Consider the following 12,110-nt stretch of genomic DNA (forward strand, 5'->3'; position numbering starts at 1 on the left):
AAACTGTATCAGGAACCTTGAACAGCGACCGGTGCTCCAAAGGAAGCGTCGGTCGGTAAACTGTTACTGCTTTCCACGTCAGATTTCTCAGGTTTTGCGACGGCTTTCCGCTGTCCGCTAGAACTTGTGGGGGGGGCTGGATCCGCTTTAGCAGATTGCCTTGCCCATGTCTTTTTCACTGATCGAATCTTGGCTGTCATATCGGCTTGAACGGTTTCGTGAACCATGACGTCATCAGGTTTACCGTAAAGATACCCTTGGATCAGATCGCAACCGGCGGCGCGAAGCAAAATGGCTTGCTCTTCGGTTTCAACACCTTCTGCGGTGATGGTGACATTCAAAGACCTGCCAAGACCGACGATTGACGTAACAATTGCATCCGTGCTCGCGTCCTTGCCAAGATCTTGGATAAAGGCCTTGTCGATCTTGATCTTGTCGAACGGGAACAGGCTCAGATAGCTGAGCGATGAGTAACCGGTCCCGAAGTCGTCCATTGCGATTGAGACGCCCATATCCCGGATTTGCCGGAGCGTGTGGACGACGGAATCAGTATTGGAAATGAGCAAACTCTCAGTGATTTCAATTTCAAGGCGTTTCGGGTCCAGGCCTGAGGTCTGAAGGGCGCGCGCCACGCGCTTTTGTATGTCACCGGCTGCGAACTGGGCAGGGGACATGTTGATTGCTACCCGCCGGTTGGAGTTGGGCCACAGCGCAGCTTCCCTGCAAGCTTGCTCCAAGACCCAATTGCCTATGTCTTCGATCAGGCCTGTGTCTTCTGCAATTGGAATGAAGGAATCCGGGCGCATCATGCCCTTGGTGGGATGCTCCCAGCGGATCAGTGCTTCATATCCCTTCATTGAGCCATCACTGAGCGCATATTGAGGCTGATACTTGAGTTTCAACTGATCGAACTTGAGAGCTTTGACCAGACCCTGTTCGATCTCCTTTCGTTTCTGAGCTTCCGCGTCCAGGTCCTGTGTGTACCAGCAGAACGTGGATCGACCTTCGTGTTTCGCGCGGTAAAGAGCCAGATCTGCGCAGTGAAGCAAACGTGAGGAGCGCCAAGATCCATCGGTGGCCCGCGCCAGTCCGATGGACAAGGATATTTTGATTTCCCGGCCGTCGATATTGCAGGGCGGATCCGTCGCACTGATCATGTCAGCTGCCAAACGTGTCATGCGGCCAGTATCCGAGACCGAGGTGAGCATGACGGCGAACTCGTCGCCTGACAGACGGGCAACCAGATGCCCGCTGAAGACCGATTTCAAACGGTCCGCAATGATTTGCAGAAAAACATCCCCAATCCCGTGGCCATGGGTGTCATTAATTTCCTTGAACTTGTCCACGTCGATGATCATGACACCGATGTTCGATGCCTTCGCCTGGGCAAAACGGAGCGCTTCGCTCAAGCGTGCATTGAAGACGGCCCGGTTTGGCAGCCCGGTTAACGTGTCATGATGCGCAAGGTACTGAATGTTTTTGCTGGTCTGCAATTGTTCGCGAAAGCGCATCCAGAGCAGAATGCCGGCGAACAAAAAGGATATGAGACATAAGCCTCCGATCGCCGCACTCACTGAAAAGAGCAGGGGGGCAAGGCTTTTCATGATGGTCGCTGTGCTAACCAAGGCAATCAGACTGCGTGAATTCGCATCCTTGGCCGGATACACGATGACCGCTTTGTTCCCGAATTGCCCGACTGTATTCATGTCGGGAATGGCCAGAATTCGAGGTGAACTCAAAGCCGCGACCTTTGCATCCGTCAGTGTCTGCGGCGCCAGGAAGAGGTTTTTCTCTTCCCACTCGGGTGATGCCCAGGCAGCAGACTGCGGCCCTTCGCGGGTTTCCATGGCAGATGGCAAGATGGAAAAGTGAAGGACTCCGGCGGGCGCATGACCGGATTTCAACGAATTCTGTAACGTATCGACTTGTTCGTGATACGCGTTTGATCGCCCATCACTTGTCAACGTCATACGCAGGCCATCGAGAGTCTGCGGCAGGACTGCTGTGTCCCGGACTTCACGCGGCTGTAAGGTGTCGTAGACCGTATCTGCCCACGCAGCATAGGTCTGTTCCAGGCCCTTAACCAGGAGCCAATGGGTCAATAGCCGATTGCTCGCGTAGACGCCCGCAGCCAGAAGCATTACCAGCGACATGGATATCAAAAATATAACAATGTTACTTCTGACAAATGACGTGGCCATCCAGCTCGGCACCATTTCGGATAAACGGTTGCACCAAAGTAGGGCAAAAGTCTTTAACCATCATGAATCAATGTTGTTTTCCAATCGTTCCAAAGGCCGCGCCAAACAAAGCAGGAAGCGATGAGACTGGAATCCGCAGAATGGATAGGCTTCTGGGCCCAGCTAGCCAAAACCATCATGTGCAGTTAGAAGACTTTTTGTACCCGACCCCGGCGATTCCTGCTGCTCCGGGTTGGAGCTGAATGATCGGCAATCGAACCCTTAAGGGAGTTTACGTGTGAGCGTCTGGAGCAGCATCGGGAGCATTGTCGGTGCAATTGGATCTGGCGGTGCGCAGATTGTCGACAGGCTTGTGCAGCTCGTTTTGGCACGGCCAGAGGGAGCAAATACAGTCGGTTTTACAGTCGCGATGATCGCGCTTTCGGCAAAGATGGCCAAGGCTGACGGTGTTGTAACAGCCGATGAAGTCATTGCTTTTCGAGAACTCTTCGATGTTCCGTCGAACGAGGAAAAAAACGTCGCACGGCTGTTCAATCTTGCCCAAGAAGATGTTGCCGGTTTCGATGTTTACGCGAAGAAGCTCGCCGACCTTTTTCCCTATGATCGCAAAACCCTGCTCGATATTCTGGATGGCCTTTTTCACATTGCCAAAGCTGACGGCGTCGTGCACCAGAGCGAAATAAGCTACCTTTCGGAAGTGGCTAAGGTTTTTGGGCTGGATGAGCGAGAGTTTTCCAAAGTTCTTGCCCGCCATGTCCGTAAAGACGGTGATCCTTATGAAGTGTTGGGGATAGGTGCGCAGGCCAGTGATGCTGAATTGAAAGCTCACTACCGGCGGGAAGTTCAAGAAACCCATCCTGACCGGCTTATCGCCCGTGGAGTCCCGGAAGAATTTGTCCGGATCGCCAATGACCGTCTGGCCGCATTGAATGAGGCATGGGCGCAGATTTGCGCGGAAAGGGGCATATGAGCGTTGCGACTGATACCGGCGTCAAGGCACGTGTTCATCCTTCTCCGAACCATGGAGACCGTGCGGAGGATGCACCGATTGATATGCTGATCCTCCACTATACAGGCATGCAGACCGGGGAAGAGGCTCTACAAAGACTGTGTGATCCGCGTTCTGAGGTCTCCGCACATTATGTCGTTCAGGAAGATGGCTCCATTTTGCAATGCGTCCCGGAAGCCCGGCGTGCCTGGCATGCCGGGAAGAGTTTTTGGAAGGGCGAGCGAGACATCAATTCCAGGTCGATCGGCGTTGAGATGGTCAATCCTGGACATGAATTCGGTTATCGGTCCTTCGCCGAACCTCAAATAGAGGCGGTCATTGCGCTTTGCGCTGATGTGTGTGCCCGGCATCAAATCCATCCGTGGATGGTGCTGGCCCATTCCGACATCGCTCCAAGCCGTAAAGAAGATCCAGGTGAATTGTTCCCGTGGGACAAGTTGGCTGCAGCCGGTGTTGGTCATTACGTGGAGCCAGAACCTATTGGTTCCGGGCTCTTCATGCAGGAGGGTGAAGAAGGCCAGCCCGTTGAAGCGTTGCAGTCCATGCTGGCGCTTTATGGATACGAAGTCGACATCAATGGCAGCTTTGACCGCCGCACGCGCGAGGTGGTGACGGCCTTTCAGCGCCACTTCCGCCCCGAGAAAGTTGACGGCGTGGTGGACGCTTCAACCATCGAAACGCTTCACAACCTTCTATCCAAGCTGCCGTCTTTGAAATAGTTCTGACGGGCTCCAGGTTGTCAGAAGTCTCCGTTTTCTAACGAGTATTCTGCTCTCCAAACACGAATAGCCTTGTTGATCTCTGGGAGCAGGGATGTGTGACGTGCATGCAAGAAAAGATGTGCTTGAAGTTTAGGGGTGACTCTTTTTGCAAACAGGTTCTCTTTTGGCAGTTTCAGTTGTGTGAAATTCACGTTGTCGATCAAGACTGCAGATACCCGTCCTGTACGAAGCATCGTCATCAGTGAGGCATAATCTCCAACTTCGCTAACGCCGGCTTCTGGTAGTGAAACATAGTTTTGCCAGACGACACCCCGTCCGACCGCCATGCCTTGGATATTTGCGAGATCTTCGTCCAAGACACTCTCCGACTTGGTAACAAGCAACCCGTAGCCCTCAATGATCGGTTCTGGTACCATGATGGCCGCGTCGCCAATGGTATTTTGGTAGTCTGGGATGCGAAACAATTCGCCATCTGTTTTGCCCTGTTTTAAAAGCAAAGAGTTTCGCGGGGCCGGAGCATGATCGACCGTGAAACATACACCCGATTTGGCGAAGCTTTCTTGGAGACTGCTAATGATTGAGCCGAAGGTATAGAAATTCACGGCCATGAAATTCAGGCAGTCCCGGCCATATGCCGGACCGCTCAAACTTGCGCTGAATAGAAGCAACAGGGCAAGAACGGGCGAGAAAAGTATTCGGAGCATGAGGGATAATATCATTTCCTGTCCCTGATCGCTGATGTTTTCCGAACACTGGACGCTAATAGGAGCACCAAGGCGCCCTGACTGGCCCGCCTGCCCGCCGGTTTCCGTCCGTTAATCCTTGCTGAAAGTGCCGGGCACAATTTGCACAACTGTGCCCCGGTTTGGTCTGCGATGTGTCACAGCTCTGACACAAACTGCAGACTCTTCTGATGTTGCGATGCACAAATCAGTAAAATTCTGAAATATATTGTAATAAATCGTGATTTTGCAGTGCAAAATTTCGTCCCATAGCTCGGTCATTCCTCCGCTCCGAAAATCCTACATCAAAAACCAAACGGGCTGGACGAATGTTACGGTCGATTAAAATAGCTACTGGGGCGCTGTGTGTTTTCGCCCAAACTCTCATGATCCCGGCGCAAGCCGTTGCCGCTGATCCGCGGACTGTGCTCAATGAATACGGCGGCAACCGCAGTGTTGCGTCCCTTTCCACATCGGCCAAAGCCGAGAAGACGGGCAACCCGCGCAAAGACAAATATGCGAGCCTCATCCGCAAGGCAGCCAAGAAACATGGCGTGCCGATTAAGATCGCGAAAGCGGTTGTTGAGGTCGAGAGCAACTTCAATTCACGGGCCCGCGGGGCTGCTGGCGAAGTTGGCCTGATGCAGATCAAGCCGGCGACAGCGCGCGGTATGGGGTATCGCGGATCCACTAAAGCGCTCTACCACCCGGAGACCAATCTCGAGTGGGGGATGAAGTACCTCGCAGGCGCACATGATCGGGCCAACGGCGATCTGTGCGGAACCATTCTGCGCTACAACGCTGGTCACTATGCCAAGCGGATGAACCCGATCAGCCGCCGTTATTGCAAGAAAGTGCAGCGGATCCTAGCGTCCAGCTAACTTGTGACAGGGCGGTCACTCGTGGGCATTGAAAACCCCGTTGCAGGCGCAGCGGGGTTTTTCTTTTTTTTGGCCTGTAGATCAGGCGAATTTCTGCCGTGCTGCCCGTATGGAGGCGGGAGGCTCAATGCCGTCCGGCACATCCACTGCGGCATAGGGTTGGCCGAAACCGGTGGCGACCGGGACTATTCCGGCCCAAATGTCCGTGCCGATATCAATCGGATCGTCGACCGGAGGGCCTGTGCGTACCTTGGTACTCATGTGCTCCACATCGAGAACCAACACGCCGGTGGCTTTCAGTTCCTTTTGCAACATCTCGCGGCATTCCGCCCACCGGCCCGGGGCCATGTGATCGGTAATTGCCGCAAGGGCGATATTCTTTTCTTCAAGATCTTCTACGAGACGCGCGGTCCCATGAACGATCACACACCGAAAGTTCATGGAGTGATGGAAAGCGGACCGGCCAAACACCAGGCCGTCCAACAGGGTTACCTCGAGGCTTGTAGGGACACCGGCCTTGTTGTCCTTGATAATCCGGGTGGTGCTGGCCCCATGAATGTAGAGCTTGTCGCCGATGCGTGCGTAGACCATCGGGATAACCATCGGGCGGCCTTCATGGATGAAGCCGCAATGCGCGACCAGACCGGCATCCAGAATTTCGTTTGCCAGTTCCTTGTCATACCCGCCGCGATTCATTTGCCGGATTTTGGCGTAGGGGGGCAGGTCGGGTTGTTCGTGTTTCATCGTGTTCTTCTCGGATCGCGTTCTTGTGTATGCCGGTTATGATCGATAATCTGGCTCCATAGAAAGGTCCGGTTTTGAAAAAATGAAAGTACCAGAACTGCTCGAAGGTGTCTGTGATCTGGACCGGTCATCGTCTGTTCCACTCAGCCAGCAAATTTACAGAGCGTTACGCGAGGCGGTCGGGCAGGGGCGCTTGAAAGCGGGCATGCGTCTACCATCGTCCCGCAGTTTTGCGCAGCAACAACAGATTTCGCGCAACACTGTCAACACGGCCTATGAGCTTTTAAAGGCCGAGGGGATCGTGGAGGTGAGTGCAGGCGTTGCGCCAGTGATTGTTGGCGGCACCGCACCTGAAGGCACCAAAATACAAAACGTCAACACTGTGCCTCCGCGCGGGCTTTCCAAACGGGGGAACCAGCTCGCGAAGAACCTGCGTGGAGACAGCTGGGGTCAGCGCCATGAAGCGCTGCAGCCGGGTGCGCCTGCATTGGATATCTTTCCCTATGAAAACTGGGCACGCTGTCTGCGCAGAGCTGTACGAACGGTTCGGTCGCCTGATTTGCTCTATCAGCATCCATCAGGCTATCCGGCGTTGAAAGCGATCCTTGCGGACTATCTCGCAAGTGAGCGCGGCGTCCGTGCCACAGCGGACCAGATCCTGATCGTTCCCTCAATGCAGGCGGCGCTTGCGGGCATTTCCCAGGCTCTCTCAGATCCTGGCGATACGGCCTGGATTGAGGATCCGGGCTATATGGGCGCGCGAACAGCCTTTCATGGGGCAGGATTGAACATCCGGGGTTTGCCGGTAGATGAGTATGGGGTTCTGCCGGATGGCCTCGAGAATGAAAGCCCGCACCCACGGCTGATCTATGTTACGCCCTCTCATCAGTATCCGTTCGGGGCCCGGTTGCCGCTCGCCCGGCGGCTCGCCTTGATCGAGAACGCGTCCCGAATGGGCGCGACAATTCTCGAGGATGATTACGACAGTGAGTTTCTTTTTGAAGGCCGCCCGGTTGCCGCTCTTCAAGGGCTCGCAGGTGGTGGAGAGGTGATCTATCTCGGCACCTTCTCAAAGAGCCTGCTGCCGGGGCTTCGGGTATCTTATGCCGTTGCGCCGAAATACCTGAGTGGCCCTTTGGCCGGAGTTTTCCGGAACATGGGGCAGCTGGCCAATGTGCATGCCCAGATCGCGCTCGCCGACTTCATCGACAGCGGTCATTATCGCGCGCATCTCAAACGGATCCGGTCCGTCTACCAGCAACGGGGCAATGACCTTGTTGCTGCGCTCAAAATAGGATTGGGCAATGCTGTGTCGGTCGAGCCGCCGCTAGGCAATGTGCAGGTGACTGTCCGCTTTAACGAAGACTTGGATGATCGGAAGGTCGCGCGCGGCATGCAAGCCCGCGGTTTTTCTGTCTCACCGTTGTCCGTCTGTTATCTGGATGCAGCACCTGAGCCTGGATTGATTATCGGATTTGCCGGGGCAACAAAGGATCAAATTCGTGGCGGCGTTCGGGCGTTGTCCGATCAATTGGGCGCGCGCCGAGGCTGAAGCCGGATCGGATATGTGGTCAGGTTTTATCCGACTCCATCTCAAGACGCGCGTCGGTCTTGGGAGCCTCGCCGTTTCTTCCGTCCACGAGATGCACCGAGATCCGCCATAAATGATAGGTGGAACGATGTAGCCAGCGGATACTGTCGACACGGGCGATGGCTTCTTCCAACCCAACCTGATCGTTGGCGGCCTGGTTCAAGGTGTTTTCCCGGGTGAGCCGGCGTTCTTCTCGAAATGCCTGCCGAAGCGCATCAAATTCGGCGGAAACGGCAGGGTCCCCCTTAGCGTCATTGAAACGTCCCGCGAGGCCGGAAAGCTGGTGTCCGAAACGGGAGAGGAGCTCTGTTGTTCGGATCGTCTCGATCCGGTCGCTCTGGCGGAGCCGGTCGGTCAGCCGGTCCATATGGTCGAGTGCGTGCAAAAGGTGAATGTGGTCTGCATTGGCGGCAGGATCTTCTTGCCCGGTCTTGATGCGATCCAAATAGGACCGGAGGGATGTGTTCGTCTGTTCAAATGCATCAATAGAAACCGGCCGGATTTCCCTTGGCTCCGCCCCAAGCGCATCTGAGACTGCTCCGAAAAGCAGTTTTGCCTGATCCTGAACGGCTGCGCGCGCGGCATCCAAAGCGGCTTCCGGATCTTTCAAGAGGCGATCATCCAACCGCTCGGCCGGGTCTTCTCCCTTGGACGGGATCAGCCAGATGATCAACCGCGCGAAGTGCTTTGTCGCGCCAACCACGGCCAAAACCCCGATGAGATTAAACACTGTATGGAAACCGACCAGCGCAATCTGCGGGTCTAGGTGCGGCCCGGCGGCCGCGTACAGCCAGCCAAGCGGAACAAGGAGGCAAAACGCGATCAAACCGGTCATCAGATTATAAACGACGTGCGCAAATCCTGTGCGGCGGGATGCAACCGATCCGCCGACGGTTGCGAGCGCTGCGGTCGCTGTGGTTCCTACGTCCATCCCAATGACAAGGGCGGCAGCCTGCGGGAAGGAAATTGCTCCAACCGTCAGGGCTGCCAGTGCTGTTGCAACACCTGCGCTTGAGGATTGGGTGATGAGCGTAATCACCACCCCGATCAGGACCAGTTGAACGCGTCCAAAAAAGGTGTCGCCGGGAAAATCATCCGGAGTGATCCGGCCTTCCAGAATGGAAAAGCCCTGGGTCAATGTATCGATGCCGACGAACAGAAGGCCAAACCCGGCAATGGCCAACCCGAAGGGTTGCCAGCGGTCACGGCCGAAAATCTGCAAAAGAACACCGAAAAAGATCAAAGGCTGCGCGAGCTGCCGCAATCCCCGGGTCATGAGGTGCATGCCCAGAAGAAACAGGCCGAGCCCGCCAAGGACGGTTATCACGGATTGGATCATGCCCCGAATTTAGGGGTGTTCCGAGCCGCCTCGCATCTGAAGATATACCTATAACCCTGACCTGGACGGCAACGCCGCCGATGTCTAGTCGTGTTGCCGTCCTGGGTGGCTGTTGGTTGTTCAGGCGAGCTTCATTTGCGGCACGTCGCCCCGAATGATCAGGCTGGCTTCTGTTGCCGAAATAACATCATCGACGCTGGCACCTGGCCCGACTTCTTTCAGGAGAAGTCCCTCTTCTGTTGGTTCAATCACAGCCATTTCAGTGACGATCAGGCTGACCCGGCGCTGGGCTGTCAGCGGTAACTGGCATTCGTGAAGGATCTTCGGTTTGCCCTTCGCGGTATGAACCATGGCAACGATCACGTTCTTTGCACCGGCGACCAGGTCCATCGCGCCGCCCATGCCCGGCACCATCTTTCCCGGGATCATCCAGTTTGCCAGAAAACCCCGTTCATCGACCTGAAGACCGCCGAGTACAGTCGTGTCGAGATGGCCACCGCGGATCAGGCCGAAACTCATGGCGCTGTCGATGGATGCTGCGCCCGGAACCGCGGTGACGAACCCACCACCCGCGTCGGTGAGGTCGGGATCCTCCATGCCTTCCGGTGGCCGTGCTCCTAGTCCGATCACACCATTTTCTGCCTGGAAGAAGACGTGCACTTCTTTCGGCAGATAGTTGGCGACCATTGAGGGCAGGCCAATACCGAGATTGACCAGCGTGTCCGGCTGGATTTCCTGGGCAACCCGGCGGGCGATGATTTCCTTGGCATCCATTAGTGAGCCCTCTCCAACAGGTGATCCACCAGAATTCCCGGGGTCTTCACGGAATCCGGCGAGATGACGCCAACCGGGACGATCGTTTGAGGTTCGGCAATCACGGTCGCACCGGCCATGGCCATGATCGGGTTGAAGTTATGCGCGGTCAGCGAATATTCGAGGTTGCCGACATAATCGGCCTGATGCGCGGCAATCAGCGCAAAATCCCCGCCAAGCGGTTCTTCCAGGAGATAGTCCTTGCCGTTGACCGTAACGGTTTGCTTGCCGTCTTCGACAAGCGTCCCGATGCCGGTAGGGGTCAGAATGCCGCCAAGTCCAACACCGGCCGCACGGATCCGTTCCACCAGCGTCCCCTGAGGGACGAGATCAACCTCGATCTCACCGGAAATCATCTTCTGCTGTGTTTCAGGATTGAGGCCGATATGCGAAGCGATTACCTTGGACACACAGCCGGAGGTGATCAGTTTGCCGATCCCTTTGCCCGGCATGGCCGTGTCGTTGGCGATCACGATCATGTCTTTGGCACCGCGATCGACCAGTGCATCTATCAGCCGATGCGGTGTTCCGACACCCATAAAGCCGCCGATCAGCAAGGAAGAGCCGTCCGGTATCATTTCGGCAGCTTCCGCCGCCTTGACCGCATGTTTCATAAATGCGCCCCCCGCGAGCTTGTTTGGTTGCTCGAAGGTTACCGGTTTCGTCCGGCCTTGCAAATGAAGATTGTGCGACGCACCAGCGCTACTGGCCTGAATGATATGACAAGTCTGGGCTTGGAGTGGTCAAGGCTTCTGGGACAAAGCATTCAGAGACTGGGCGGCACATTCGGCCGCAGACTGGATCGAACTGCCATCGTGTCCCGTACGCGCCATGGCATTGAGGCCAAGCAGTATGGTGAGGACATAAGCTGCCAACTCGTGTGCACGGTCCAAAGAGAGGTCTGGATCGGTAAGCAGGCGTTCGGTGAGCCGGGCTTCCAACTGTGCCATACGCCCCGAAACGGCTTCGGACGATTCAACATTGGACGTGCTTGTGCCTGCGGAAGACAGCAGTAAACACCCGCGGAACGGGTTTTCCGACATAAAACGGCCGACGTGCCGCAAGAAACTTGCAACGCCCTCAAGCGCTGTTGCTGCTGGTTCGAGATTGGACAGGCCCGGTTCCGTGACACCACTCCAGTATCGGTCCATCACGGTTTGGAAGACGTCGTCTTTGCTGCCGAAGGATGCATAGAAACTGCCGCGCTTGATGCCTGCAGCCGACTGAAGGTCGTCTACAGATGTTCCGCCATAGCCCTTTGTCCAGAACACGTCGACAAACGCGTCCATCGCGGCATCTTCATCAAAACTCTTCGGTCTTCCTGCCATACCCAATCATCAGGTTAAGGCCCGGCCGACAAAATGCCGGCCGGGGACGGGGTTATTCTGCAGCTTCGCGAGCCGGCGGTGTCCATGCAAATTTTTCGAACACCGTGTCGACCGGCGTTTCTGCCAAGTGATTGACATAGTTCGACATGACCTTCTGGGCTAGCCCAAGAATGATGTCGAGCACATTGCGTTTGGTAAAGCCGGCATCAAGGAAGGTTTGAACATCGGCATCACTGACATGCCCGCGTTGACGCACAACCTTCAGCGTGAAGTCGCGAAGAGCTTCCAGACGCGGATCCGCCAGCGGTGTGTTGTCGCGCAGCGCATCAATCACGTCCTGCGGCACCTTTTGCATGTGTGCAATTCCAGTGTGAGCCGGAACACAGTAGTGGCACTCGTGCTCGACGTTGATTGTCAACCAGACGACGTTTTGTTCGACCGTCGAGAGGCTGGTCTGCTGGAACAGCTCATGAAGCTTTTGATAGGCCTCAAGGTGTTGCGGAGATTCAGACATCACGGCGTGCAAGCCCGGAATCCGGCCAAATGCCTTTTCAGATCTTTCCAGAAGTTCAGCGCCGCCTTCCGGGGCTGTTTCCTTGGTGTGCAATTGAAAGTCAGTCATTGAAATCTCCATCGAGTGGCGCGATTGCCAGACCACAGATAGGTATTCTGTACTCAGTAGTCAAAAATATACTTTCCGTCAGGAATGGCTGTATTCAGCCGATTTCTGAGTAGGTCAAGAAAACGTGTTGGCGAGGTG

At 55.5% G+C, this 12,110-nt stretch carries 12 protein-coding genes; 4 read left to right on the forward strand and 8 right to left on the reverse strand.

The genetic code is table 11. The annotated features are described in order from the left end of the window. Window positions 1–8 precede the first annotated feature (8 nt). Window positions 9–2,153, reverse strand: a complete 2,145-nt coding sequence (locus RBB44_RS17900; RefSeq protein WP_306148978.1) for a bifunctional diguanylate cyclase/phosphodiesterase — start codon at window positions 2,151–2,153, stop codon at window positions 9–11. Between the two features lie 325 nt (window positions 2,154–2,478). Here RBB44_RS17900 and RBB44_RS17905 point away from each other — a divergent pair, with 325 nt between their 5' ends. Together RBB44_RS17905 and RBB44_RS17910 are read left to right on the forward strand one after the other, a co-directional pair. Beyond that, window positions 2,479–3,171: a DnaJ family molecular chaperone gene (locus RBB44_RS17905; protein ID WP_133946246.1), complete on the forward strand. Its 693-nt coding sequence runs from the start codon at window positions 2,479–2,481 to the stop codon at window positions 3,169–3,171. After that, a complete protein-coding gene (locus tag RBB44_RS17910; protein WP_306148979.1) occupies window positions 3,168–3,929 on the forward strand; it encodes an N-acetylmuramoyl-L-alanine amidase in 762 nt (253 codons plus the stop codon). Before RBB44_RS17905 ends, RBB44_RS17910 begins: the two co-directional genes overlap by 4 nt. 20 nt (window positions 3,930–3,949) lie before the next feature. Here the strand turns inward: RBB44_RS17910 and RBB44_RS17915 are convergent, their stop codons facing one another. Further along, a complete protein-coding gene (locus RBB44_RS17915) occupies window positions 3,950–4,651 on the reverse strand; it encodes a transporter substrate-binding domain-containing protein (protein WP_306148980.1) in 702 nt (233 codons plus the stop codon). Between the two features lie 389 nt (window positions 4,652–5,040). Between RBB44_RS17915 and RBB44_RS17920 the strand changes: the two genes are divergently transcribed. After that, the gene (locus RBB44_RS17920) at window positions 5,041–5,535 is read left to right on the forward strand and encodes a lytic transglycosylase domain-containing protein (protein WP_371932281.1); all 495 of its coding nucleotides are present in this window, start codon (window positions 5,041–5,043) and stop codon (window positions 5,533–5,535) included. Window positions 5,536–5,616: 81 nt separating this feature from the next. Here the strand turns inward: RBB44_RS17920 and RBB44_RS17925 are convergent, their stop codons facing one another. Beyond that, window positions 5,617–6,279 (reverse strand): pyridoxamine 5'-phosphate oxidase family protein, encoded by a 663-nt coding sequence (locus RBB44_RS17925; protein WP_306148982.1) that lies wholly within the window; start codon window positions 6,277–6,279, stop codon window positions 5,617–5,619. A gap of 82 nt (window positions 6,280–6,361) precedes the next feature. Here RBB44_RS17925 and RBB44_RS17930 point away from each other — a divergent pair, with 82 nt between their 5' ends. Next, window positions 6,362–7,831 carry a PLP-dependent aminotransferase family protein gene (locus RBB44_RS17930; protein ID WP_306148983.1) on the forward strand — a complete coding sequence of 490 codons (1,470 nt, stop codon included), beginning with the start codon at window positions 6,362–6,364 and terminating at the stop codon, window positions 7,829–7,831. Between the two features lie 19 nt (window positions 7,832–7,850). Here the strand turns inward: RBB44_RS17930 and RBB44_RS17935 are convergent, their stop codons facing one another. The 5 genes from RBB44_RS17935 to RBB44_RS17955 all read right to left on the reverse strand — a co-directional run bounded on the left by RBB44_RS17935 (window position 7,851) and on the right by RBB44_RS17955 (window position 11,972). After that, window positions 7,851–9,197 carry a Na/Pi cotransporter family protein gene (locus tag RBB44_RS17935; protein ID WP_306148984.1) on the reverse strand — a complete coding sequence of 449 codons (1,347 nt, stop codon included), beginning with the start codon at window positions 9,195–9,197 and terminating at the stop codon, window positions 7,851–7,853. Window positions 9,198–9,329: 132 nt separating this feature from the next. Beyond that, window positions 9,330–9,983: a 3-oxoacid CoA-transferase subunit B gene (locus RBB44_RS17940; protein WP_055672181.1), complete on the reverse strand. Its 654-nt coding sequence runs from the start codon at window positions 9,981–9,983 to the stop codon at window positions 9,330–9,332. Beyond that, window positions 9,983–10,636 (reverse strand): CoA transferase subunit A, encoded by a 654-nt coding sequence (locus RBB44_RS17945; RefSeq protein ID WP_306148985.1) that lies wholly within the window; start codon window positions 10,634–10,636, stop codon window positions 9,983–9,985. Before RBB44_RS17945 ends, RBB44_RS17940 begins: the two co-directional genes overlap by 1 nt. Before the next feature lie 129 nt (window positions 10,637–10,765). Continuing rightward, on the reverse strand, window positions 10,766–11,350 hold the full coding sequence (locus tag RBB44_RS17950) for a TetR/AcrR family transcriptional regulator (RefSeq protein WP_306148986.1): 585 nt from the start codon (window positions 11,348–11,350) through the stop codon (window positions 10,766–10,768). Window positions 11,351–11,402: 52 nt separating this feature from the next. Then, entirely contained in the window at window positions 11,403–11,972 is a 570-nt protein-coding gene (locus tag RBB44_RS17955) for a carboxymuconolactone decarboxylase family protein (RefSeq protein ID WP_306148987.1), read from the reverse strand. Between the last annotated feature and the right edge of the window lie 138 nt (window positions 11,973–12,110).

It is taken from the genome of Roseibium sp. MMSF_3247 (genome assembly GCF_030733765.1).
In the GTDB taxonomy this organism is placed as follows: Bacteria; Pseudomonadota; Alphaproteobacteria; order Rhizobiales; family Stappiaceae; genus Roseibium.

Bases quoted from the DNA above. Each gene is read 5' to 3' on its own strand.
- RBB44_RS17900 (WP_306148978.1), bottom strand. From the start codon at position 2,153: ATGTCGCTGGTAATGCTTCTGGCTGCGGGCGTCTACGCGAGCAATCGG.
- RBB44_RS17910 (WP_306148979.1), top strand. From the start codon at position 3,168: ATGAGCGTTGCGACTGATACCGGCGTCAAGGCACGTGTTCATCCTTCT.
- RBB44_RS17915 (WP_306148980.1), bottom strand. From the start codon at position 4,651: ATGATATTATCCCTCATGCTCCGAATACTTTTCTCGCCCGTTCTTGCC.
- RBB44_RS17920 (WP_371932281.1), top strand. From the start codon at position 5,041: ATGATCCCGGCGCAAGCCGTTGCCGCTGATCCGCGGACTGTGCTCAAT.
- RBB44_RS17925 (WP_306148982.1), bottom strand. From the start codon at position 6,279: ATGAAACACGAACAACCCGACCTGCCCCCCTACGCCAAAATCCGGCAA.
- RBB44_RS17930 (WP_306148983.1), top strand. From the start codon at position 6,362: ATGAAAGTACCAGAACTGCTCGAAGGTGTCTGTGATCTGGACCGGTCA.
- RBB44_RS17940 (WP_055672181.1), bottom strand. From the start codon at position 9,983: ATGGATGCCAAGGAAATCATCGCCCGCCGGGTTGCCCAGGAAATCCAG.
- RBB44_RS17945 (WP_306148985.1), bottom strand. From the start codon at position 10,636: ATGAAACATGCGGTCAAGGCGGCGGAAGCTGCCGAAATGATACCGGAC.
- RBB44_RS17950 (WP_306148986.1), bottom strand. From the start codon at position 11,350: ATGGCAGGAAGACCGAAGAGTTTTGATGAAGATGCCGCGATGGACGCG.
- RBB44_RS17955 (WP_306148987.1), bottom strand. From the start codon at position 11,972: ATGACTGACTTTCAATTGCACACCAAGGAAACAGCCCCGGAAGGCGGC.